This window comes from Agarivorans sp. Z349TD_8, assembly GCF_050870825.2.
In the GTDB taxonomy this organism is placed as follows: domain Bacteria; phylum Pseudomonadota; class Gammaproteobacteria; order Enterobacterales; family Celerinatantimonadaceae; genus Agarivorans.
This window is the reverse complement of record NZ_CP194037.2, coordinates 3,231,446-3,254,150: the sequence shown is the minus strand read 5'-3', so window position 1 is coordinate 3,254,150 and position 22,705 is coordinate 3,231,446. Positions and strand designations below refer to the sequence as shown.

Annotated in this window: 24 protein-coding genes; 16 read left to right on the top strand and 8 right to left on the bottom strand. The window is 44.7% G+C overall.

From position 1 onward, the window contains the following. Window positions 1–64 precede the first annotated feature (64 nt). Window positions 65–1,009: a tRNA-modifying protein YgfZ gene (ygfZ, locus tag ACRRS1_RS14620; RefSeq protein ID WP_432459730.1), complete on the bottom strand. Its 945-nt coding sequence runs from the start codon at window positions 1,007–1,009 to the stop codon at window positions 65–67. Between the two features lie 156 nt (window positions 1,010–1,165). On the opposite strand from ygfZ, the gene ACRRS1_RS14615 reads away from it, so the two are divergent. Next, window positions 1,166–1,411, top strand: a complete 246-nt coding sequence (locus ACRRS1_RS14615; RefSeq protein WP_432459729.1) for a succinate dehydrogenase assembly factor 2 — start codon at window positions 1,166–1,168, stop codon at window positions 1,409–1,411. Further along, a complete protein-coding gene (locus tag ACRRS1_RS14610) occupies window positions 1,383–1,796 on the top strand; it encodes a hypothetical protein (RefSeq protein ID WP_432459728.1) in 414 nt (137 codons plus the stop codon). The genes ACRRS1_RS14615 and ACRRS1_RS14610 overlap by 29 nt, the downstream gene beginning before the upstream one ends. Before the next feature lie 75 nt (window positions 1,797–1,871). On the opposite strand, the gene nadB is transcribed toward ACRRS1_RS14610, so the two are convergent. After that, window positions 1,872–3,485 carry an L-aspartate oxidase gene (nadB, locus tag ACRRS1_RS14605; protein WP_432459727.1) on the bottom strand — a complete coding sequence of 538 codons (1,614 nt, stop codon included), beginning with the start codon at window positions 3,483–3,485 and terminating at the stop codon, window positions 1,872–1,874. 200 nt (window positions 3,486–3,685) lie between these two features. Here nadB and rpoE point away from each other — a divergent pair, with 200 nt between their 5' ends. From rpoE to ACRRS1_RS14580, 5 genes are all read left to right on the top strand, one after another. Continuing rightward, window positions 3,686–4,264: an RNA polymerase sigma factor RpoE gene (gene rpoE, locus ACRRS1_RS14600; RefSeq protein WP_432452458.1), complete on the top strand. Its 579-nt coding sequence runs from the start codon at window positions 3,686–3,688 to the stop codon at window positions 4,262–4,264. Between the two features lie 21 nt (window positions 4,265–4,285). After that, the gene (locus ACRRS1_RS14595) at window positions 4,286–4,825 is read left to right on the top strand and encodes a sigma-E factor negative regulatory protein (protein ID WP_432452459.1); all 540 of its coding nucleotides are present in this window, start codon (window positions 4,286–4,288) and stop codon (window positions 4,823–4,825) included. 32 nt (window positions 4,826–4,857) lie between these two features. Continuing rightward, the gene (locus ACRRS1_RS14590; RefSeq protein WP_432467508.1) at window positions 4,858–5,868 is read left to right on the top strand and encodes a MucB/RseB C-terminal domain-containing protein; all 1,011 of its coding nucleotides are present in this window, start codon (window positions 4,858–4,860) and stop codon (window positions 5,866–5,868) included. Next, a complete protein-coding gene (locus ACRRS1_RS14585) occupies window positions 5,852–6,328 on the top strand; it encodes a SoxR reducing system RseC family protein (protein WP_432467509.1) in 477 nt (158 codons plus the stop codon). Before ACRRS1_RS14590 ends, ACRRS1_RS14585 begins: the two co-directional genes overlap by 17 nt. A 251-nt stretch (window positions 6,329–6,579) precedes the next feature. Further along, window positions 6,580–6,768, top strand: a complete 189-nt coding sequence (locus ACRRS1_RS14580; RefSeq protein ID WP_432452462.1) for a CopG family transcriptional regulator — start codon at window positions 6,580–6,582, stop codon at window positions 6,766–6,768. On the opposite strand, the gene ACRRS1_RS14575 is transcribed toward ACRRS1_RS14580, so the two are convergent. Next, entirely contained in the window at window positions 6,765–8,423 is a 1,659-nt protein-coding gene (locus ACRRS1_RS14575; protein ID WP_432467510.1) for a SulP family inorganic anion transporter, read from the bottom strand. The genes ACRRS1_RS14580 and ACRRS1_RS14575 overlap by 4 nt on opposite strands. Before the next feature lie 330 nt (window positions 8,424–8,753). Here ACRRS1_RS14575 and ACRRS1_RS14570 point away from each other — a divergent pair, with 330 nt between their 5' ends. Further along, window positions 8,754–8,846: a hypothetical protein gene (locus tag ACRRS1_RS14570; RefSeq protein WP_439035997.1), complete on the top strand. Its 93-nt coding sequence runs from the start codon at window positions 8,754–8,756 to the stop codon at window positions 8,844–8,846. Between the two features lie 180 nt (window positions 8,847–9,026). On the opposite strand, the gene ACRRS1_RS14565 is transcribed toward ACRRS1_RS14570, so the two are convergent. The 5 genes from ACRRS1_RS14565 to ACRRS1_RS14545 are packed head-to-tail and all read right to left on the bottom strand — an operon-like array spanning window position 9,027 to window position 15,256. Continuing rightward, window positions 9,027–10,700, bottom strand: a complete 1,674-nt coding sequence (locus tag ACRRS1_RS14565; protein WP_432467511.1) for an amino acid ABC transporter ATP-binding/permease protein — start codon at window positions 10,698–10,700, stop codon at window positions 9,027–9,029. Then, on the bottom strand, window positions 10,697–12,412 hold the full coding sequence (gene cydD, locus ACRRS1_RS14560) for a thiol reductant ABC exporter subunit CydD (RefSeq protein WP_432463569.1): 1,716 nt from the start codon (window positions 12,410–12,412) through the stop codon (window positions 10,697–10,699). The genes ACRRS1_RS14565 and cydD overlap by 4 nt, the downstream gene beginning before the upstream one ends. 28 nt (window positions 12,413–12,440) lie before the next feature. Next, entirely contained in the window at window positions 12,441–12,551 is a 111-nt protein-coding gene (gene cydX / locus ACRRS1_RS14555) for a cytochrome bd-I oxidase subunit CydX (protein ID WP_432452466.1), read from the bottom strand. Window positions 12,552–12,561: 10 nt separating this feature from the next. Continuing rightward, complete coding sequence (gene cydB, locus ACRRS1_RS14550; protein ID WP_432452467.1) at window positions 12,562–13,698, bottom strand: cytochrome d ubiquinol oxidase subunit II; 1,137 nt, start codon at window positions 13,696–13,698, stop codon at window positions 12,562–12,564. Between the two features lies 1 nt (window position 13,699). Then, window positions 13,700–15,256: a cytochrome ubiquinol oxidase subunit I gene (locus tag ACRRS1_RS14545; protein ID WP_432452468.1), complete on the bottom strand. Its 1,557-nt coding sequence runs from the start codon at window positions 15,254–15,256 to the stop codon at window positions 13,700–13,702. Between the two features lie 981 nt (window positions 15,257–16,237). On the opposite strand from ACRRS1_RS14545, the gene lepA reads away from it, so the two are divergent. The 8 genes from lepA to ACRRS1_RS14505 are packed head-to-tail and all read left to right on the top strand — an operon-like array spanning window position 16,238 to window position 22,705. Continuing rightward, window positions 16,238–18,037, top strand: coding sequence for a translation elongation factor 4 (gene lepA / locus ACRRS1_RS14540; RefSeq protein ID WP_432452469.1), 1,800 nt, complete (start codon window positions 16,238–16,240; stop codon window positions 18,035–18,037). 1 nt (window position 18,038) lies between these two features. Continuing rightward, the gene (lepB, locus tag ACRRS1_RS14535; RefSeq protein ID WP_432452470.1) at window positions 18,039–18,953 is read left to right on the top strand and encodes a signal peptidase I; all 915 of its coding nucleotides are present in this window, start codon (window positions 18,039–18,041) and stop codon (window positions 18,951–18,953) included. Window positions 18,954–18,963: 10 nt separating this feature from the next. Continuing rightward, a complete protein-coding gene (gene rnc / locus ACRRS1_RS14530) occupies window positions 18,964–19,638 on the top strand; it encodes a ribonuclease III (protein ID WP_432456165.1) in 675 nt (224 codons plus the stop codon). Further along, on the top strand, window positions 19,635–20,534 hold the full coding sequence (gene era / locus ACRRS1_RS14525; protein WP_432452471.1) for a GTPase Era: 900 nt from the start codon (window positions 19,635–19,637) through the stop codon (window positions 20,532–20,534). The genes rnc and era overlap by 4 nt, the downstream gene beginning before the upstream one ends. A gap of 3 nt (window positions 20,535–20,537) precedes the next feature. Beyond that, complete coding sequence (recO, locus tag ACRRS1_RS14520; protein ID WP_432467512.1) at window positions 20,538–21,245, top strand: DNA repair protein RecO; 708 nt, start codon at window positions 20,538–20,540, stop codon at window positions 21,243–21,245. Between the two features lie 25 nt (window positions 21,246–21,270). Beyond that, the gene (gene pdxJ, locus ACRRS1_RS14515; RefSeq protein ID WP_432452473.1) at window positions 21,271–22,011 is read left to right on the top strand and encodes a pyridoxine 5'-phosphate synthase; all 741 of its coding nucleotides are present in this window, start codon (window positions 21,271–21,273) and stop codon (window positions 22,009–22,011) included. 3 nt (window positions 22,012–22,014) lie between these two features. After that, window positions 22,015–22,389: a holo-ACP synthase gene (acpS, locus tag ACRRS1_RS14510; protein ID WP_432452474.1), complete on the top strand. Its 375-nt coding sequence runs from the start codon at window positions 22,015–22,017 to the stop codon at window positions 22,387–22,389. A 16-nt stretch (window positions 22,390–22,405) separates the two neighbouring features. Beyond that, a complete protein-coding gene (locus tag ACRRS1_RS14505; RefSeq protein WP_432452475.1) occupies window positions 22,406–22,705 on the top strand; it encodes a hypothetical protein in 300 nt (99 codons plus the stop codon).

Here is a 22,705-nt window from a genome sequence, read left to right as displayed (position 1 = left end):
TGCATCTAAAGTACAGTATAGCTACCAGCAAATAGATGCGGGGCGCTCAGTGTTTGCCCTTGTCTCAATCTTCTAAGCCGTAAGGTAGCTGAGCAATGGTATAGAGACTCTGTTCATCCCCTTCTAAGCGAAACTTTGCGGTGGCATCCGTATCCTTATTTAACACCGCTAATAGTTCAATATAGCCAGGATCGAGCTGAACGGCCTGTAATACGGTGGCTTTGGCTCGCCAGTTTTCACCCAGTTTTTGTTCTAGACGGTCGCCAGCTTTGGGTAAGAGATCGCCATGTCCGGCAAAGCGCAGCGTCGCTCGCTTGTTGTTGCCGCGATACTTGGCGCGTGCAATGGTTTCCTGACCGGTATAACAGCCTTTGGAAAAGCTAATGGCGTTTAAACACTGTAGGTTTAAGGCTTGAGGAATGAATTGCTGGCTGGTGGCCAGCTCCAGCATGGGGAGGCCGGAGACAATCTGTAACGCGCGCCATAATTGATTGGCGTCGAGTGGGCTGGTTGGCGCATCTTCTCCCCAATTGGCGAGATCGGTAATCACTAAATAGCGGCGTTTGGGACCATCCAGGTGCACACAGATGCCACTATCGATTAAACCACCATAGCTGGCGATATCATCGCCAAAATGTTCCGCGATGTAATGTGGGGCTTCACTGCCAAGTACTGCGATAATCTTCAGCTTGGTTTCGGTTTCGATGGCCACTTTAGAAAATACCGCATATTTCTTTAGCTGGGCTAATTGGCTGTCGGCAAGCGATTTTGGTTGCAGGTATAAGTAGTCATCGTTTAAACGCAGCAGTCGCAATACTGACCACATTTTACCTGTGGGGTCGCAGTGCGCTGCCAGACTTTGTTGGCCCGGATCAAGACTGTTTACGTCACAGCTAAGCTGTCCTTGCAAATAGCTTTGGGCGTCAATTCCACTCACCCTGACTAAATGCCATTGGTCCAGAGGCTGAACTAACAGCGGAGGGAGAGTGCATAAGGTTTGTTGAGACATAGTCGGCTTCCGTTGAGAGCTAGATCAAGCTTATTAGCGTGTAATTTTGTTGCTGAAATGGTATTGTCGTCAATACTTTTGCAGCATTTTTTAACTGGTTATTAACTGTGGCTAATACCGAGTTTACCAGTGTCACTGATGTATACAAGGAACAACATGCAGGAAAATAAATCACGTTTAAAATGGGCTTGTCGTCGGGGGATGTTGGAACTTGATGTATTGTTTATGCCGTTTGTAGATGAAGCTTATGATGATTTGAGTGAGGCGCAAAAACAAACCTTTAAACGCTTACTCGCCTGTGATGATCCTGATCTATTTGCTTGGTTTATGGGTCATAAGGTCTGTGATGATCCGCAACTAGCTGCGATGGTTAATGTTATTCTCAAGCGCGTCAAAGTGTGAATTTAGGGCGACTCGTTCGTCGACTTATTTTGCGCTGATCTGCCTGATGGCTGCGGCGCAAGTCTTGTTGTTATTTTGTTTCCCTCGTTTACTTCCTTTACTCCCTCTGAGTCTTTTTTCGATAGTGCTGTGCTATTGGCATTGGTGGCGGTATCGCCCTAAGGGTTATTTTTCTGCGGAACAGATTGCTTACCAACAAGGTGGGAAAACTGAGGTTTACCAATGGTTAGCGAACTCTCGCGTGGCTTTTACTTGTTGCATTATTATTGGTATTCGCCAAGACCGTTTAAAATTAAATGTGATTTTTGCAGATAGTATTGAGCATGATATTTATCGTAGGATGTGCTTTGTAATTAACTTTCCCATCGAGTCTGAACAACCATAAGGGCGGAATATCGTTGCAACGGTGGTGAATAGTATGAAGGCTTAGCTAAGCTAAGCCTTGTTTAAATCCATCGATTTAGTCTACGTTATCTGGTTCTTGATAAAAGGTGTTTGGATCGAGGATAGTCGGCTTCACGATGTCCAGTTTATCTGGGTAATCCAAATTGTAATGTAGACCGCGACTTTCATGACGGCGCATGGCACAGCCCACGATTAACTCGGCGACTTGCACCAAGTTACGTAATTCTAAGAGATTATTCCCCACTTTAAAGTTTGAGTAATATTCATAGATTTCTTGCTGTAGTAAATGGATTCGATGCATGGCACGTTGTAAGCGCTTGTTGGTACGCACAATGCCAACATAATCCCACATAAATAACCGTAGTTCGTGCCAATTGTGGGTAATGATGACTTCTTCATCTGAATTACTCACTTGGCTGTCGTCCCAAGGCTTAATTTGGTTGCATATACTCACTTCGTTTAGATGTGCTTTTATATGCTGGCTAGCGGAATGAGCAAACACCACGCATTCCAATAGAGAGTTGCTGGCCATTCGGTTGGCGCCATGTAAACCAGTGTATGCCACTTCGCCAATGCCATATAAGTTTGCAATATCCGTTTCGCCATTCAAGTTGGTGACTACACCACCACAAGTATAATGGGCTGCTGGTACAACCGGTATTGCTTGTTTACGGATATCGATCCCGAGATCTAAGCAACGTTGTAAAATAGTGGGAAAGTGTAATTCGATAAACTCATCATCGCGATGGCTGATGTCTAAGTAGACACAGTCTGCACCGAGGCGCTTCATTTCGAAATCGATGGCGCGGGCCACGACATCACGAGGGGCTAATTCTTCTCTGGCATCAAAGTCAGGCATGAAACGAGTCCCATCGGGACGTTTTAATAACGCGCCCTCTCCTCGGAGTGCCTCAGTGAGCAAGAAGTTTCGAGCTTCTGGGTGGTATAAACAGGTGGGATGAAATTGATTAAATTCCATGTTCGCAACTCGACAGCCGGCGCGCCAAGCCATGGCAACCCCATCGCCACTACTGACATCAGGGTTACTGGTGTACTGATAAACCTTGCTTGCACCGCCAGTCGCCATCGCCACAAATTTTGCTTTGACTACATCAACTCGTTCGGTATTTCGATTCCATACATAGGCACCGACAACAGTTTTTTTCGGGTCACCTTCTTTCACAATTAAGTCGACCGCATTAAATCGCTCTAGAATCGTGATATTAGGGTGGCTTAATACCGCTCTGACCAAGGTTTGTTGAACGGCCTTGCCTGTCGCATCGGCAGCGTGCAAAATGCGACGTCGACTATGCCCGCCTTCACGAGTGAGATGATACTGGGCCTCGCCATCTTTGGTGGTCTCTTGATCGAAGGGAACCCCAAGGTTGATGAGCCAGTCGATACAGCGTTTACTGTTTTCTGCGGTGAATCGAACGGTGGCTTCTTCACATAAGCCATCACCGGCGATAAGAGTATCATTGACATGTTCTTCTACGCTGTCATTCTTATCGAACACGGCAGCGATGCCGCCTTGGGCATAATATGTGGAGCCTTCTTTTAGTGGTCCTTTGCTCAGGACGTGGACTTTGGCATAATCTGCCAAGTTTAACGCCATTGTTAAGCCTGCAGCGCCACTGCCTATTATTAGAACATCGCTAGTGTATTCCATTAGATGCGCTCTTATATGAAGTTAAAGGGAAATTTGAGTATATCGTAGTTTAACTGAAACTTACTCAAGTTTGCACTGTCTCACAGAGGCGCAAAAATTTATTTGATGAAAAGAGAACTTTTTTGAAAACAAGTAGTCTGAAGAGATGTGCCGCCAGAGAAGTTACCGACACCCAAGCATTAGGAGGTCGGTAGTTACTGATGTCAGAACAGTGGACAGATCAAGCGTTGGTCGAAAGAACTCAGCGCGGAGATAAGGCGGCATTTAATTTGTTGGTGCAAAAATACCAACATAAGGTGGCTAACCTGGTATCACGTTATATTGTGAATCATGGTGATGTAGCCGATGTAACGCAGGAAGCATTTATTAAGGCTTACCGAGCGTTACCTAATTTTCGTGGTGAGAGCGCATTTTATACATGGTTGTATCGAATCGCCGTGAATACCGCGAAAAATTACATTGTTGCTCAGGGGAGAAGGCCTCCAGCAAATGATGTAGACGCAGATGAAGCCGAGTTTTACGATGGTGCAGAAGCATTGAAAGAAGCTGATACACCAGAAACCTTGTTGCTATCTGAAGAAATAAAAGAGGTAGTTTTTGCTACAATGGAAGGACTACCCGATGATTTACGTACGGCAATTACGCTTCGAGAGATAGATGGTCTTAGTTATGAAGAGATTGCAAGTGTGATGGATTGTCCTGTTGGTACTGTCCGTTCGCGGATATTCCGAGCAAGGGATGCAATAGAGAAGCGGATCCAACCGCTTTTAAGCAGGTAATTTTGGGGATGAGTGACTAATATGGCAAATCAAGAACAGTTATCCGCATTGGTTGATAACGAGTCGACCGACGCATCACTGTTAGAGCTGTTAGCCAACGAGCCAGAGCGTGCTCAGCAATGGAGTAATTACCATTTGATTGGCGATGTGCTTCGTGGGGAAACCCCCAAGAAGATTAATTTGAATATTGCTGATAATATCGCGTTGGCCTTAGAAGATGAGCCCGCCATTGTCGCACCTCGGCCTTCTCATTCTTCTGAAAAAGAATCTTCTGGTAAGTTGGTGCGGTTTTTCAAGTATACGGGACAGTATGCAATTGCGGCATCAGTCGCGGTGGCTGCTATTGTTGGTGTTCAACAGTATTCTTTACAAGTAGCAAGTGATACAGAGCAACCTTTACCGGTATTTAATACTGTGCCTGTCGGTGGTTCGGTTGCTCCGGTTAGTTTGCAATCTAGCCCACAGCCACGCGAGTTAAGTGAAGCCGAAATGATTGAACAACGTAAACGTATTAGTGCTTATTTACAGGATCATCGTTTTCAACAGAGAATAGTAGAGTAGTTATATAACTTATGCGTTTTAAACAACTTTTGATGCCAGTAATTATATTACTGGCATCTTTTTCTGTTTCGGCAGAGAGCACTGATAGTCCCCCTAGCGCTCCTAGTGAGGTCAGCCAAGCTAGCCCCGCGATTAATTTATTACAAGAATATCAACAAGCCTTTCATCAACGTAACTACGAGTTGTCTTTTATCACGGTACGTCAAGGTCATATTGAACCAGTACGGTTAATTCATGGTGTTGTCGATGGGGTTGAAGTTGCGCATCGTGTATATCTCAATGGTCCTGCCAATGAAGGGGTTTATCGTCAAGGTGTTGTGGCTTTTTTTGAACCAGGACAAACACCTTATAGTTTAGCTTCTACTCGTTTACCGGGCATGTTTGGTAATTTGGCGGCTATTGATATTGATGGTTTAACCACGAATTATGATTTAGTGATCGCGGGCAAGAGTAGGGTTGCTGGACGTCCTGCCCAAGTGATGCGGATCGTTCCTAAGTCTTCCGATCTTTATGGTCTGTATTTTTGGATTGATTACGCGACGCAATTACCCTTGCGATTAGATATCGTTGACCATGATGGCGAGCTTGTTGAACAGCAAATGGCTGTGAATTTAGCCGAATTTGAACAACCCACAGCCTGGATGCATGAACTTGCTAGTTTGGATTTACCAAAAGCAGTGGTTGGTAAGCTCCCCGTTGATGAGTCGAAGCAGAAAATTAATTGGCGTTTAGGCTGGCAGCCGGAAGGTATGAAAGTTGCGCAAAAAGAACGACATTCATTATTATTGTTAGCTGAGCCAGTGGATTATCTCAAGTTAAGTGATGGTTTATTTGATATCTCTGTTTATGCAAATGCTATAGGTAAAACCAATCCCTTACGTGAACAATTGGTTCGCCAAGGGGCCACCAGTTTACATACGGTTGTCAGGCAGGGAGTTGAAATTACTGTTGTCGGAGAGATCCCTCCAGAAACAGCCTCTAAAATTGCTGATTTTGTGAAATTGGGTCCTTATCTGGAGCTGCCAAGTGACCCTGCCCAATAATTCCAATTTAATTATCGAAACGGCCAAGGTTGTTGTGCTAGAGCAGGAATATGCAGTCGTTGAATGCGTGAGTAAAAGCGCTTGTGGCAGCTGTGGGAGTGCTGAGCATTGTGGTAATAGTTCTATCGCCAAGGCGTTTCCTCATCGAGTTCATCGGCTCAGTGTGAAACTTACCGAAGAGGTGCAAGTTGGTGAACAGATAGACTTAGGCCTAAATGCTAAAAACATGCTCACAAGTGCTTTACTGATTTATTTAGTGCCTTTGTTGTGTTTAATTGTTGGCGCGGGTCTTGGGAAGTTTTTGTTTGCGCAGCAATCATCGAATGAATGGGGCGTAGTGTTGATGGCCTTGCTGAGTCTAGGGCTCGGTTTTGTATTCGTTCGTTTATTTGCTAAACGTGTTAGTCGACAGCTTCAATATCGACCTAAGATGCTGGGACGTCACCGCAGAGTGGTTTGAACGGTGATGGTAATTGCTGTTTCAGCGATAAATTGTAACCGAGCCCTTCGGTTGGTGCTGCTTGTTTAGTGATGCTGCCTTCCCGTATGATCCATGGTGGCGATGACACTTTATTGAGTTTGTCCTGCCTAACTATAACAACAAGCGACTGCAAAAATAATAAGCAAAGATTAACAGACCCTAGTATTAAAATCTGATCTTAATTACACTGACGTTATAATCAAATTATAATGTTAGTGAGGTACACCCCAGTGGAAAACAAGACCGCGCGTTTTACAGTGCTGATGGACCCGCGTAAAAAGCAGGCATTTGAGAAGCTATGTGCTTCTCAAGACTTAACGCCGTCACAAGTCGTTAGGCAATTGATCCGAGAATATCTTGAGCAACATAATGTGAGTTATGCTGACAGTGCCACCCATAACCCACAAGTGAAACGTTAGCGCTGCTGTTTTGAGTTATTGTTTAGTAAAACTCGAACCGCTTCATCAAATAACAGGAACATATGGTCGTGGCCAACTAGCTCGATAATTCCTGCTTTCTTCAATTTGGCCGAGACCCGTTGATTGGCTCCAGATAGCAATACATTCACGCCACGACGCTGTAAGCCGCTGATGACTTCTTCTAAGGCTTGCAGCCCAGTAATATCGATAAATGGGACCCATTTTAAACGAATGATAAGGTGTTCAGGATCGCTGTGAGTATAGGCCAGCGCTCGTTCAAAATTTTCAACGGCTCCGAAGAAGAAAGGACCTTCAACCGCAAATACCAATATATTCTCTGGTAATTCTCCTAAGCCTTTCTCTGCAAACTCTAAGGCGAGTTCTTGTGCCGAAGATTGCTTCACTTCAACACTGCTCGCCATACGTCGTAAAAAATGTAAAGTTGCTAATATTACGCCAATATTGACTGCTACAACGAGATCGGCAAATACCGTAAGAGCAAAGGTAATTAATAGGATTAGCACGTCGGCTCGTGGTGCGCGGCGAACCATTTTAATGAAGTGTTTCGCTTCACTCATATTCCAAGCGACAACAAATAAAATGGCCGCAAGGGCCGCTAAAGGAATGTGTTTTGCTAGGGGGGCAAGCACTAACAATATGACTAATAAAGTGATTGAGTGGACAATACCAGCTAAGGGACTGTTACCACCATTACGAATGTTGGTTGCGGTACGAGCAATCGCCCCGGTTGCCGCGAAACCGCCAAATAATGGCGCTGCTATATTTGCCAGTCCTTGACCAATTAATTCTTGATTGGAGTCATGACGAGTACCCGCCATCCCATCGGCAACCACCGCTGAGAGTAAGGATTCAATCGCGCCTAACATGGCGATGGTAAAGGCTGGGCCAATCAGTTCTATTACTTTCGTCCAGCTTAGTGAAGGAATGCTTAGCTCGGGTAAGCCTTGTGGTATTTCGCCAAAAGCTGAGCCAATTGTGCGTACGCCGTCAAATTGAAAGAATACTTGAATAAGGGTGGTGAGGACGAGCGCAATTAAGGGGCCAGGAACTCGTTTTAATAGCGGTACTTTCGGACTATAAATTACCAGCAATAGGGCAAATATGGCTAGCATGCTAGTGCTAAGATGAAATTGTGGAAGAACATTAATCAGATGATATAGCTTGTTATGGAAATGCTGACCAGTAACCTCAGGTAAACCAAAAAAATCCTTCCATTGGCCGACCCAAATGATGACCCCAATTCCTGCCGTGAAACCAACGATAACTGGCGCAGGAATAAATTTGATGACACTTCCCAGCTTGGTGATTCCCAAAAGCATTAAGATCAGTCCAGCCATGAATGTGGCTATTTGTAATCCTTCAATACCATGCTGGGCGGTGATACTTGAAAGTACCACAATGAAGGCGCCGGTCGGGCCGGCAATTTGTACCCGGCTACCGCCAAAAATTGAGACCAAAAAGCCTGCGACAATTGCGGTATATAAGCCTTGCTCTGGTTTGGCGCCGGAGGCGATGGCGAAGGCCATCGCGAGGGGAAGAGCAACAACACCAACAATGACGCCTGCAATAATATTACTTACCCAGTTCTTAGGCTTAAGTAATCCCGCTCTTAGCGCTTCGCTAATCGCAATCATTTATCGCTCCAATTTAGAAAGGTGCATTACAATTACATTATAATGTCATTATAATTAACAGCAATCATCTTTGCTTTATTATCTCGCTTTATTAGGGTAAGGGCGGCCTAGAATATCGAATGTATGCTTGTTTAATGTGATGAGCGAATGACCGATACAATTGCTACTTGTCCTCAAGATGAATCTATCTATGCTTATCATTTGCCCTGAATGGTGCCATGCATGCTCTGGTAACGGGTCTGAAGTTGATGCGGGGCATTAGTTGCACAAGACGTTAGCGGCAACTCATTATAAGCTCGAGATTTTGTCCCTATTATTAAGGTTTTGAAGGTGAAGGGATTGTCATCGTTGGCCAAAATTGGCACTACAGTGAAAATTAATCAGCTAGTCGACGGTGATCGCAATATCGATGATATTGGCTAAATGATGCTTAAATTTGAGCTTGTAAAAAGCCTACGTGGACTTTTCTATTTGCTGAAGAGTGATTATTGGTTGCCTGTGCACCAAGAACCGAACGATTAAACAAGCCGAGAGGATTCACTGCTCTCGGCTTGTTTGTTTGATGCTCGACTCGGATCTTATACCGTCAACGATTGGTTTTAATTATTGAACGCCTAAATGCCAACGCTTCGTAAATGCTGGATGTTCTAATTGTTGGTGGCTCGCGATAATTAAAATACCATCGCGTTGCCAGTGCAATAGACCCTGCAGTAGTTGCTCTGTAGAGGCTTGGTCTAAACCTGAAAAGGGTTCATCGAGTAGTAAAACTGGGGTTTTGGCTAACAATAGGCGAGCTAAGGTGAAGCGACGTAGCTCGCCGCCAGATAAGCCGACACCGTACTCACCTAAAATGGTTTGTAGGCCGTGACTTTGTTTGGCTAACCATTCTTGTAAGCCGACTAATGATAATATTTCGGATAACTCCGTATCACTTGCTTTGGGTTTTGCGAGTCTTAAGTCGGCAGCGATGGTTAGCTGGAAGATAAATGGACATTGCGGCAAGTAGCCAACATATTGATGCCAAGTGTTATCGTTAAACTGGTGCTGTAGTTGTTGGTTTAGAGCAATCGAACCTGCTATTTTCGGTATATCGCCAGCAAGGGTTTGCAATAAACAACTCTTGCCAATACCTGAAGGACCGCTTAATAAGACCACGTCGCCAGCCTTAAAGGTTTGGTTTTGCTGGTGAGTGAGAATTGCTTGTGGTTTAAATCCAAAGCATAGATCTGCGATGCTAAAATTCAACTCCGCTTGAGAAAGAATATCGACCGTTTTGCTTGCCGATTCTGTCTTTGCACTTGGTGAGCTTGCGATCAGTTGATTGGTTCTATTTTTGGCTGCGACGCTATAACCGATGGCAAGGTGGAGAGAGGATAAAGCTTGAAAGACCTCAGATAAACCTAACCAAGCTAAGAGCAGAGCCACTAAAATAGCCGGATGCAATGCTTGCTCGAGAACCATCGATGTTCCAGGCATCGCTAAACAGATTATACCGACTAAAAGCAACAGCTGGGCAAGGCTATCGGCGATGAGAACAGAGAGTTGGAGTCGTTGCTGTAAACGGTTGATTGTCTGTTCATTGTCTGCCACGGTTTGAGCATAGTCTTGCCAGCGACCAAAGGTTAAAAGGGTGGTTAATAATTGCAAACCAATGAGCGTGACTTGTCGACGTTGGCCATTGCAATTGACTTCTTGCTTGGCTAAATGAATACCCAGAGGCAACATCATAAGGGGGAGTAGTATAAGTCGCATCAGCAGGAGCAAAACGATGCTGAACAGTGCACTGGGAAGATAGTAGGCGATGGCTAAACTAAAAAATCCGCCAAGGGCAATAGCCCAGAACCAAGGTGCGATAGCTCGTAGTGGAAATTGGTCAAGTAAGTCAATGTCACTGATTAAACGTTGCAAGGTTTCGGCGCTATCGGGCTGCTCAAATCGCAAAGAATCAGCAATGCTTTGATGACTCAGTCGATGAAAGGTGTTTACCCGCAAATTTTTCAGCAGCGATAATACCGTATGGTGTGATTGTAAACGCTCTGCGTAGCGCCCCGCCGTTCGGGTAATGGCTAAAAACCTGATCACGGCTCCCGGCCGCATGTAATTGAAGCTGCCTGCTTGAATGGCTGCAACCCCTGCCATCGCGGCGGCGCTAATAAACCAACCAGAATAGGCCAATAGTAATACGGTGGCTGCAACGGTGAGTAAACCAAGCAGCCCACTGAGGCTCCAGCCTCGCCACTGCCAAACTAATAAGTGACGTAATTTTAATGATTTCATGGTGTCGGCTCTTGTATATGGCAACTGCTTGGCAGCGGTGATAACTCATCAGAATGAGTCATTTTACCTTCGCTCAGATAAATACAAGCGTCTAAAAAATGAAGGTGCTGCCATTGATGGCTCGCGATGAGCAGCGTTTTTCCTCGGCTTATTTCTGCGAGGACTTCGCAGAGTGGTTGAACACTTTGTTGGTCCAGCTCGGCAAAGGGTTCATCGAGTAGCCAAATGGCTTTAGGTTGTAGTAATAAGCGCGCGAGGGCCAAACGTTGTTGTTGTCCACCTGATAGCCCGAGTCCGCTTTCACCGATGGGATAGTCCAAGCCTTGTTGCGTGGTGGCTAACCATGTCCATAAGCCGACTGAAGTAAGGGCTTGAATCATTTCCGTTTCAGTGGCGTTGCGTTTTGCAAGTTGCAAGTTATCGGCAATGCTGCCGGGCATCAATTCGGCGTGCTGGTTTAAATAGGCAATGTGTTGTCTTAGTCGGGGCATTTGACTCGCAGATATATCAATTTCATTGACCGTTAAATTACCTTGAAAAGGAAGAAAACCAGCGAATAATTGCAATAGAGTGGACTTGCCGCTGCCACTTGGGCCAGTGATAAGGAGTCGAGATTGAGCGGGAATGTTTAGTTGCTCTAGTGCTAGTCGAGGCGTTTGGGTTTGTCCCACCACAATGTGAGAGAGTGTCAGTGAAAACTGCTTCGCTTGCAGTAATTTTTCTGGTAAATCATGGGTCGCTAAATCTGACCTTTGTTGGCGGCTCTCGGCTTCGCTGATGGCTCGCCATAATGGTGCTAGTAGTAAGCTCGCCGACTGTGCTTGTGCTTTTGCATGATAATCGTTGCCCAGTTGCCGAAGCGGTTGATAAAACTCGGGCGCAAGCAGCAGGATAAATAATGCTGAAGCATAATCTACAGGAACCACCTGTTTAAGCCAGGGGAGTTCTCCTAACAGACCTAAGCCTAAATATAGGGCGACCAACGCGATTGCCAATGAGCTAAATAACTCTAATACGGCAGTGGATAAAAACGCCAGTTTTAGGACTTGCATGGTACTGCGTTGATATCCTTCCGCTGCGTTAGCAAGGTGTGCTTCAGCAACATGACTGGCATTGAGTCTTTTTAAGATATTCAAACCTAGTAAAAAGTCATACAGTCGACCACTCATTCGACTTTGTACTTGTAGTTGTTTGGTACTGGCTTTGCTCGCTTCTTTGCCAACGAGGATCATAAATAGCGGCACTAAGGGGGCGGTACATAATAATAACGCACTAGCCAATAGGCTGTGTTGACTTACTACGATAGCGATTGTTAGTGGTGCGACTAATACTAGAAATTGCTGTGGCCAATAACGACAGATGTAACCATCGAGTGCGTCGATATGCTCAGTTAATAAACTGGATAGCTGGCCATCACTACCGTATTTGAGCTTCGCGGGCCCTAATAGTGATAAACCTTGCCAAATTTGGTTGCGCAATTGCTGACGTAAATTTCGGCTGGCACCTTGGGCTATAAAGTCTTTGCTACTTAAGAGTATTAGTCGAATCAAAAATGCACCACCAAAACCATACCAGAGCAATGGCTCTGGTTGGTTTAGTTGGATCAGTGAGTTAGAAATGAGCGCCAAAAAGTACATTTGCAGAATAAGCAAAGGGATACTGAGTAGCGCGAGTAGGGTTGCGATTAATAGTTGCGGCCGGATTGGCCGCAACCAACTTCTAAGAAGTCGTGATGAATTATTATTGTTCAGGTTCGTCGTCCGAATATCCGTTAAATTCTAGCCACATAGCATTGATAATGCCAAAGGAACAGGCCAGTAGTACACCTAAAATCCAAGTAAAATACCACATAGAATGCTCCTTAATATAGTGAATGAGAGTTATCACGAATAGTTTGTTCATTGAGGCGACCAAACATTTTGACATAACACCAAATGGTGTAAGCCAATACGATGGGAACAAAAATACAGGCGACTACAAACATAATTTTGAGAGTGAGTTCGCTAGACGTTGCATCCCACATGGTTAGACTATGATTGGGTCGCGAGCTCGATGGCATAATGAATGGGAACATCGCGATGCCACAAGTCATAATAACACCCGCTTGGCCGAGCGAGGAGCAAACAAATGCAATGGCACCTTTGCCCATCTTGCTAAATAGCCCGGTGAATAAGAATGCGCCCACACCTAAAATTGGAAATAGCCATAAAATAGGGTACTTGGAAAAATTACTGAGCCATGCTGCGGGCTGAACCTCTACAGTTTTAGCCACTACATTATTAATCGCGTTGGTATCAATGGTACTGGTAAGGGTATACCCATCGATCCCCATATGTAACCAAAGACCTGCAAGCACAAATATTAGCGTTGCGCCAAAGCCAGCAATAACGCCGATAGATTGGCTTCGTTGCAAAATGACACCTTCGGTTTTCATTTGCAGATAAGCAGCGCCTTGGCTGACAAACATCAGCAAACTTAGAACTCCAACTAGTAAGGCGAAGGGATTCAGTAACGCAAAGAATGAGCCTGTGTAATGGATCCGTAGAAGTTCGTCAAAATGAAATGGAACCCCTTGTAATAAATTACCAAAAGCGACCCCGAAGATAATGGGCGGAACAGCTGAACCAACGGTGAGAGCCCAGTCCCAATTACTACGCCATTTTGTATTGTCTAATTTGGAGCGATAATCGAATCCAATAGGTCGTAAAAATAGCGCGGCCAGAGTCAAGATCATCGCCAAATAAAAACCACTAAATGCTGTCGCATAAACTGGTGGCCAAGCGGCGAATAGTGCTCCTCCAGCCGTAACCAGCCAGACCTGGTTGCCATCCCAATGGGGAGCAACGCTGTTAATCATGACGCGTCTTTCTTCATCGTTTTTACCAACCACTTTTAATAGGGCACCGACGCCCATATCAAAGCCATCGGTAACAGAAAAACCAATCAGTAGTACGCCGATTAACAGCCACCAGATAAATCTTAAAAATTCATAATCCATGTTATAGCTCTCCAAGTTGATCCGTTTCTAAGGCGTATTTACCGGTATGCAATGATGAGGGGCCTTTCCGTGCAAAATGTTGCATTAGCCAAACTTCAATGACAATGAATATGCTATATAAAGTGGTAATTAGACCTAGACTGATCCAAATTTCCGCCGGTGTAAGTAATGAGGCGGCTAAATGCGTTGGTAGTACCTCACCAACGGCCCAAGGTTGACGACCATATTCAGCGACAAACCAACCAGCTTCACAGGCAATCCACGGCAAAGGTAAACTAAATAAAGCCATCTTTAAGAACCATTTCGGTTTGTGTTGAATCCGTTTCGCACTAAACCAAAAGGCGAGTGCAAAGACTAACAACATCAAAAAGCCTGCGGCGACCATGATGCGGAAGGACCAAAACATTGGCGCAATTTGGGGAATACTGTTGTCTACGGCTAATTGTACCTGTTGATCGGTTGCGTTGGCTGGATTGTCTGTATAGGCCGTTAACAATAGTCCGTACCCCAGATCCTGTTTGACTACTTCAAAGGCGGCTTTGGTTTGTTCTGTGGTATCTCCGGCTCTTAGTAATTGTAATAAGCGATAGGCTTCTTTACCGTTGACAATCCGTTCGCGGTGGATTTCTTTCAAGTCTTTGAGACCTAATACCTGCTCATCAACCGAGCGTGTCGCAATAAGGCCCAATGCATAGGGAATTTTTATTGCGTAGTCTGTGGTTTGTGTTTCACTATTTGGCAGGCCAAACAGAGTAAATGCAGCGGGGGCTGGATGAGTTTCCCACTCGGCCTCAACGGCGGCGAGCTTCACTTGTTGCACATCGCCTAATTCATAACCTGATTCATCGCCAAGGATAATCACCGACACTGAAGAGGCAAGACCAAAGGCCGCTGCAATGGCAAAACTGCGGCGAGCAAAGGCTAAGTCGCGGCCTTTAAGCATGTACCAAGCTGAAATGGCCAATACAAACATTGCGCCAGTCACATAACCCGCAGATACCGTATGGACGAATTTTACTTGAGCGACTGGATTAAATACCACTTCAGCAAAGCTGGTCATTTCCATGCGCATGGTGGTGTAGTTAAACTCTGCTCCGACAGGGTTTTGCATCCAACCATTGGCGATTAAGATCCATAATGCCGATAAGTTAGAGCCCAATGCAACCAGCCAAGTTACCGCTAAGTGTTGAACTTTAGTCAGCCGATCCCAACCAAAAAAGAATAAACCAACCAAAGTTGATTCAAGGAAAAAGGCCATTAAGCCTTCAATTGCCAATGGCGCACCAAAAATGTCGCCCACATAATGTGAGTAATAGGACCAGTTGGTACCAAACTGGAATTCCATGGCTAAACCAGTCGTTACTCCCAGCGCAAAGTTAATACCAAATAGTTTGCCCCAAAACTTAGTCATATCTCGGTAAATCTGTTTACCTGTCATCACATAAACAGATTCCATGATGGCAAGTAAAAAGGTCATACCCAGGGTGAGTGGGACAAATAAGAAGTGGTACATCGCGGTGAATGCAAACTGCAATCGTGAGAGTTCAATAATATCCATAAACCGACTCCGAGGGTTAAATGTAGTCCTACATTAGGACAGTCTAATTTACATATTTAGACAAAATTTAGCTATCTGGGGATTGGCTATTTTGTTGATTTAGATCAATTAGTTTGATGTTTTGTATGTTTTTTCGCAAACTCGAACTGAATAACTGTTTTTTATCAAGGAAATATCATTAACTCTGCTATCTAGAAATCTCTTTGGTTGTTTTTATTCTTGTCATTAATTGTGAATTATGATGCGTTGAGGTTAAGTATTTATTACAGTTTTTGTTCGATATAAATGCCCGGATTATTTTTCTTTTTTTGAGGAAGTGAAGGTTATTGTTGACTTGTTTAAGCTAGCTACTTCTGTGGCATAATGATTCTTAGCTTGCTTTATTTCCCAATTTACGAGCGTTTGCTAACTGTGCTTTCAAGTTTTATCGTTATTTATTTGGTGTAAAATACAAATTTAAGTTCTTTAAGCTTGCGGGGGCACTCGTCGGATGATCTTTAGTGTTAGTTTTAGCGAGCTTGGTTGTTGATTTGCGTAAAATTATCGATTTGCAATCGTTGTTACAGGACTGAATAATCCTGTAACTGGTGCCTCTGATTACAAGTTATATCACGCGGCTTGTGGTGATTTAGGCCCGCAAGAATGAACAGATAGTGAGTTAGATTGGTAGAATGGCTAACAGCGTTTTTCGAAGCATTGTATTCAATCGTTTTTACTGTTTAATGAGCGATATTGGCTTAGCCTTCTTGCTAATGTGCTTTTCGCCGCGATTAAAAAGCCTGGAATTCGAACCAATTTACAACAGCAGAGAGCAATCGCTCTCTTTCACTGGGATCTGATCCCCTTGAAATAGTCGCGCATTTTTTTTGGATCTTGATGGATTGTGGTAGTATCCGCGTCAACGATATAATGTGCGATTGCCGCATTTTTTAGAAAGGCAAGATTTGATTCTTTAGCCAATGATTTTACATAGGTACCCCCTTGATAAATAAGAATATTCGTAATTTTTCGATTATTGCCCATATTGACCATGGTAAATCGACCCTATCTGACCGTTTAATTCAGCACTGTGGTGGATTGAGTGCGCGCGAGATGGAAGCTCAGGTATTAGATTCTATGGATCTTGAGCGCGAACGCGGAATCACCATTAAAGCGCAAAGTGTCACTTTAGATTACATCGCTAAAGACGGTGAGACTTATCAGCTCAACTTTATTGATACGCCAGGGCACGTCGACTTCACCTATGAAGTCTCTCGTTCTTTGGCGGCCTGTGAAGGTGCTTTATTGGTGGTTGACGCAGCGCAAGGGGTAGAGGCTCAAACTCTCGCCAACTGTTATACCGCGATGGAAATGGATCTGGAAGTTATTCCAGTTCTGAATAAAATCGATTTACCGCAAGCTGACCCAGACCGGGTTGCTGAAGAGATTGAAGATATTGTTGGGATCGACGCGACTGATGCCACCGTATGCTCGGCTAAAACTGGCTTAGGCATTGAAGATGTATTGGAAACGATTGTTCGCGATGTACCGCCCCCAGTCGGTAATAGTGAAGGGCCTTTGCAGGCGCTGATTATCGACTCTTGGTTTGATAACTATCAAGGCGTGGTCTCGTTAGTTCGCATTACTAATGGTGAAATGAAAGCTGGCGAGCGGATGCTTGTGATGTCTACAGGTCAGTCTCATGTGGTCAATGAAGTGGGCATTTTCAAACCGAAACAAACCAGTACCGGGGTATTAAAAACCGGTGAAGTGGGTTACATCGTCGCGGGTATTAAAGATATTTTGGGGGCGCCGGTAGGAGATACGCTTACGACCTTAAAAAATGGTTCTACTGAAGCATTACCTGGTTTTAAAAAGGTTAAACCTCAGGTTTATGCGGGCTTATTTCCCACCAGTTCAGATGAATACGAGAACTTCCGTGATGCGCTCGGTAAGTTAAGCTTAAATGATTCATCGTTATTTTATGAACCGGAGAATTCTACTGCCTTAGGTTTTGGTTTCCGTTGTGGCTTCTTAGGGATGCTGCACATGGAAATTATCCAAGAGCGTTTAGAGCGGGAATATGATCTCGATTTGATCACGACCGCGCCGACCGTGGTCTATCAAGTGGTGATGAATAATGGCGAAGAGTTATTTGTAGATAGTCCAGCCAAGTTACCTCCAACCAATAATATTGCTGAAATTCGCGAACCGATTGCCGAAGTGAATATCTTGGTGCCGCAAGATTATCTTGGCAACGTGATTACGCTATGTGTGGAAAAACGTGGTTTACAAACTAATATGGCTTATCACGGCAAGCAAGTCGCATTAACCTATGAAATTCCAATGGCGGAGGTGGTGCTCGATTTCTTCGATAAACTTAAGTCAACCAGCCGCGGTTATGCATCACTGGACTATAACTTTAAACATTTTCAGGCCGCGAGTATGGTGCGGGTTGATATTATGATTAATGGTGATCGTGTTGACGCGCTAGCGCTTATCACTCATAAAGACCACTCTGAGTCTCGAGGTCGGCAAGTGGTCGATAAGATGAAAGAGCTGATCCCTCGGCAAATGTTTGATATTGCCATTCAGGCTTCGATAGGCATGCATATCATTGCTCGTTCAACGGTTAAGCAGTTACGTAAAAATGTGATTGCGAAGTGTTATGGCGGAGATGTAAGTCGTAAGAAAAAACTACTCGCTAAACAAAAAGCAGGTAAGAAACGAATGAAACAAGTGGGTAATGTTGAAGTACCTCAAGAAGCATTCTTAGCTGTTCTACATATTGGAAAGGACTAATATGGCCACTATATTTCCGCTTATTTTAGTTATCGCAACATTTGTAACGGGTGTTGTTTGGGCTTTAGACAAGTTTCATTGGGCAAAACAGCGACAGCTTAAGCTGCAAGATGCTCGAATTGCTGCTGGGGGTGAGTTACCCAGCAATGCGGAGCAAACGATTAGTAACGCGCCGAGCTGGATAGAAAATTGCAGCTCGGTATTTCCGGTGATCGCCTTGGTGATGATCTTACGCTCGTTTATTTATGAACCTTTTCAGATCCCCTCGGGTTCGATGATGCCAACCTTATTGGTTGGGGATTTCATCTTGGTTGAAAAGTTTGCTTACGGTTTAAAAGATCCAGTGACTCGCACCACTTTAGTACCAACCGGTCATCCAGAACGGGGTGATGTGGCGGTCTTTAAATATCCTCAAGATCCCCGCGTTGACTATATCAAACGTGTGGTGGGTTTACCGGGCGATCGTATCATTTACCGTAATAAGCAATTGTTTATTCAAGAAAAATGTGAAAAAGAGCCTTGCCCAGAGTTGCGCCCTGTACCCTTAGACTTTGAAGTTTCTGGACGCTTTAAGCAAGGCTTAATGCCACTTGAAAATTATCGAGAGCAGTTAGCCGAGGTCAATCACGAAATATTGATTAACCCTGCGGCTCCTGACCGAGTGCACTCCTTTTACCAGCAGCCAGGGACTGCTAAAGATGAGTGGATCGTACCTGAAGGGCACTATCTGGCTTTTGGAGACAACCGAGACAACAGTATGGATAGTCGTTACTGGGGCTTTGTGCCAGAACATAATTTGGTAGGTAAAGCGGTCGCGATCTGGATTAGTTTCGAGTTTGAGCGTGGTAAAGATTCATTTTTGCCAACATGGATCCCAACTGGGGTTCGATTTAATCGCATTGGCGCGATCAAGTAAAAGGGTCATGATGAATAGCAACAATCAGGAACGCCTGCAGCGCATCATTGGTTACCAATTTGAAGATGCTAATTTGTTGACGTTGGCTTTGACTCATCGCAGTGCCGGAGGCATTCACAACGAACGTCTCGAATTTTTAGGTGATGCGGTATTAAGTTGGGTGATTGCCGAAGAACTGTATCAGCGTTTTCCTAAGGTTTCTGAAGGCGATCTGAGTCCAATGCGCTCTACTTTAGTGAAGGGGAAAACTCTCGCAGAGTTAGCGCGTAGTTTTGAATTAGGCGAGTATATTAAATTAGGCCCCGGTGAATTAAAGAGTGGTGGCTTTCGTCGTGAATCGATTTTAGCCGACGCAGTTGAAGCGATCATTGGTGCGGTGTATTTAGATAGTGACCCCCAAACCGTGAAGCAATTGCTCCTGAGTTGGTACCAACCTCGTTTAAATAAAATAGAGCCGGGTTTGAGTCAAAAAGATCCGAAGACGCGCTTGCAAGAAATTTTGCAATCTCGTAAGCAAGCTTTACCTGATTATCAAGTGGTTGAGATTAAGGGGGAAGCACATAACCAACAATTTACCGTGAGCTGCAGCGTGGCTGGTTTAGATAAACCGATTATTGGCACCAGTACCAGTCGACGCAAGGCCGAACAAGTTGCCGCAGAGTTGGTATTGGAGCATTTACGATGAACTATGATACGCGCTGTGGTTTTGTGGCAATTGTTGGTCGACCGAATGTGGGTAAATCAACCTTGCTGAATACCCTGTTGGGTCAGAAAGTCAGTATTACCTCTAAAAAACCTCAGACCACCCGGCATCGAATTTTAGGTATCGATACTCATGATATCTATCAAACTATCTTTGTAGATACGCCAGGCTTACATATCGAAGAGCAACGCGCGATAAATCGCTTGATGAACCGCGCCGCAACCAGCTCTTTGGGGGATGTGTCGATGGTGATTTTTGTGGTTGAAGGCACTAAATGGACCGCCGATGATGAATTAGTTCTGGGTAAATTGCGGCATTTAAAAGTGCCTGTCGTGCTGGCGATTAACAAGGTGGATAACGTTCAAGATAAAGAATTGCTGTTCCCACATATGCAGGCGATGAGTGAGAAATATTCGTTTTCTCATATTTTGCCTATCTCTGCTAAACAAGCCAAGAATGTTGAGCAGCTGCGCGAGTGGGCTCAGCAAACATTACCGGAAAACGTGCACTTCTTTCCCGAAGACTATATTACGGACCGCTCTTCGCGTTTTATGGCTGCCGAAATTGTGAGAGAGAAGTTAATGCGGTTTACTGGTCAAGAGTTGCCCTATTCCACTACCGTGGAGATTGAGCAGTTTAAAATGCAAGAGAATGGGGTTTACCAAATTAACGCACTTATTTTGGTTGAGCGGCCCAGCCAAAAACGAATGATTATCGGGAATAAAGGCGAAAAGCTAAAAACCATTGGTAAAGAAGCGCGATTGGATATGGAAAAATTGTTTGATAACAAAGTATTCCTTGAGATGTGGGTGAAGGTTAAATCTGGTTGGGCTGATGACGAACGAGCCTTGCGTAGTTTAGGTTACGGAGACGACTAAGTTTTGTCAGAGTTAGCGCTTAGCCCCGCGTTTGTGCTGCATACTCGACCCTACCGTGAAACCAGTTTATTGGTTCAGTTGTTTACTCTGGAACAAGGGAAAATTAGTGTGGTGGCCAGAGGGGCGAGGGCAAAGCGTTCTCGCTGGCGGGCTATCTTACAACCCGCAGTTCCTTTACTGGTGGGGTTTTCGGGAAAGACGGAGTTAGCTAATTTAACTCAGGCGGAAGCGACCAACTTGGCTTTTCCATTATTTGGTGAGCATCTATATAGCGCTTTGTACTTAAATGAGTTGTTATATTACTTGCTGGAGGAAAAAACTGCTTATCCTCGTTTGTATCAACAATATCAGCAGAGTTTACTGGCATTGGCGAAGCAACAACCTTTGGAGGCGAGTTTACGTCGCTTTGAATTACAGTTGATCGCCGAACTCGGCTTTGCTTTAAGTGAACCAAGCTGTTTTATTCAAGGTCAAAGTTATCAATATCGTCTCGAGCAGGGATTTATTGCTAGCCCATTGGCTCCTGTGAACGCTGGATTTAGTTATCAAGAAGTGCTGATGTTGCTGAGCTTTGATGCTCAGCAGGCAGAACATTTGGCCTGTGCTAAACGCTTTTGTCGTATCGTCATTGCACAATTACTTAATGGACGTGAATTGACTAGTCGTGCATTATTTAAACAAATTAAAACAACCAATAAAGCGGTTCGTTAACCGCATTGTTGAATAAGGAAAGCTCGTGAGTGAAATATTATTAGGCGTTAACGTCGACCACATCGCTACTTTACGTCAAGCCCGTGGAACCACTTATCCCGATCCTGTATTAGCAGCGGGTATCGCTGAAACTGCAGGCGCCGATGGGATCACCATTCACTTGAGAGAAGATCGCCGGCATATTATTGATCGTGATGTGGCGATCATGAGCCAAACGGTGCAAACCCGACTTAATTTAGAAATGGCTGTGACCGATGAAATGATTGAAATAGCCTGCCAGCATAAACCGCATTTTGTCTGCTTAGTTCCTGAAAAACGTGAAGAACTGACCACGGAAGGGGGGCTGGATATAGTCGGCCAGCTTGAGAAAATTACCGCCGCTGTGGAAAAATTGACAGAAGCAGGCATCCTCGTTTCATTATTTATCGATGCCGATGATGAACAGATTGATGCAGCTGTTGCCTCAGGCGCACCTTTTATTGAACTGCATACGGGTCACTACGCCGATGCTGCAACGGAGTCGGCGCAGCAAGCGGAGCTTAAAAAAATTGCAGCGGCAGCGAGTTACGCCAGTGATAAAGGCCTGAAAGTGAACGCAGGTCATGGCTTGCATTATCACAACGTATTGCCGATAGCCGCTATGCCTGAAGTTATTGAGCTAAATATTGGTCACGCCATTATTGCTCGCGCGGTGTTAGTCGGCATGAGTGAAGCGGTTCGTGAAATGAAAGCCTTAATGGTGCAAGCTCGTAGAGCGGAAGCTTAATTAGTGGCAATTGTTGGTTTGGGCACCGATATTGTGCAAGTGGCTCGAATTGCGCAGAGCAAGCAGTTGGCGGGTTTAGCGAAGCGCATTCTCACGCTTGCCGAGTATCAACGTTTTGAAAACACGCATGCCGCAGAACGCTTTTTGGCGAAACGTTTTGCAGCCAAAGAAGCCGCTGCAAAAGCTTTGGGGACTGGGATTGCCAACGGAGTTGGTTTCCAGCAGATTGAAGTTAGTAACGATGCCTTAGGCAAACCGGTACTGCAATTTTATGGGGCGGCCTTAGCGTTAGTTGAACAGTTAGGGGTCACCAGCCAATTTATTAGTATTAGTGATGAACGTGAGTACGCCGTTGCGACGGTAATTTTGGAGCGTTAAGTTTTGGAGAAAAAAATTGATTGAGCGATATCGAGTACAGCTAGATTTATTCGGTTTGATGAAACTCATGGCCTTAGTTGGTTTTGGGGTCGGTATTATTGCTGGTTTAGCCTTAGTGATTTACACCTTAAGCCAAGGGGGGAATGTAATTCAGGTGTTGCTTCCTATGATTATCTCTCCCTTTAGCAATGCGTTGGTGACGGCTATTTTTGGGCTGGTGAGTTACCCTTTTTACAATTGGTATTGTAAGCGGAATCGCGGCCAAATATTGACCGGGCGTTTCCTAAAAGATCAACAAAGTCAAACCGATATTTAA

Bases quoted from the DNA above. Each gene is read 5' to 3' on its own strand.
- lepB (WP_432452470.1), top strand. From the start codon at position 18,039: ATGGCCACTATATTTCCGCTTATTTTAGTTATCGCAACATTTGTAACG.
- rpoE (WP_432452458.1), top strand. From the start codon at position 3,686: ATGTCAGAACAGTGGACAGATCAAGCGTTGGTCGAAAGAACTCAGCGC.
- cydB (WP_432452467.1), bottom strand. From the start codon at position 13,698: ATGGATTATGAATTTTTAAGATTTATCTGGTGGCTGTTAATCGGCGTA.
- ACRRS1_RS14610 (WP_432459728.1), top strand. From the start codon at position 1,383: ATGTTATTCTCAAGCGCGTCAAAGTGTGAATTTAGGGCGACTCGTTCG.
- ACRRS1_RS14575 (WP_432467510.1), bottom strand. From the start codon at position 8,423: ATGATTGCGATTAGCGAAGCGCTAAGAGCGGGATTACTTAAGCCTAAG.
- ACRRS1_RS14565 (WP_432467511.1), bottom strand. From the start codon at position 10,700: ATGAAATCATTAAAATTACGTCACTTATTAGTTTGGCAGTGGCGAGGC.
- era (WP_432452471.1), top strand. From the start codon at position 19,635: ATGAACTATGATACGCGCTGTGGTTTTGTGGCAATTGTTGGTCGACCG.
- ygfZ (WP_432459730.1), bottom strand. From the start codon at position 1,009: ATGTCTCAACAAACCTTATGCACTCTCCCTCCGCTGTTAGTTCAGCCT.
- ACRRS1_RS14590 (WP_432467508.1), top strand. From the start codon at position 4,858: ATGCCAGTAATTATATTACTGGCATCTTTTTCTGTTTCGGCAGAGAGC.
- cydX (WP_432452466.1), bottom strand. From the start codon at position 12,551: ATGTGGTATTTTACTTGGATTTTAGGTGTACTACTGGCCTGTTCCTTT.
- rnc (WP_432456165.1), top strand. From the start codon at position 18,964: ATGAATAGCAACAATCAGGAACGCCTGCAGCGCATCATTGGTTACCAA.
- nadB (WP_432459727.1), bottom strand. From the start codon at position 3,485: ATGGAATACACTAGCGATGTTCTAATAATAGGCAGTGGCGCTGCAGGC.
- ACRRS1_RS14615 (WP_432459729.1), top strand. From the start codon at position 1,166: ATGCAGGAAAATAAATCACGTTTAAAATGGGCTTGTCGTCGGGGGATG.
- ACRRS1_RS14595 (WP_432452459.1), top strand. From the start codon at position 4,286: ATGGCAAATCAAGAACAGTTATCCGCATTGGTTGATAACGAGTCGACC.
- ACRRS1_RS14545 (WP_432452468.1), bottom strand. From the start codon at position 15,256: ATGGATATTATTGAACTCTCACGATTGCAGTTTGCATTCACCGCGATG.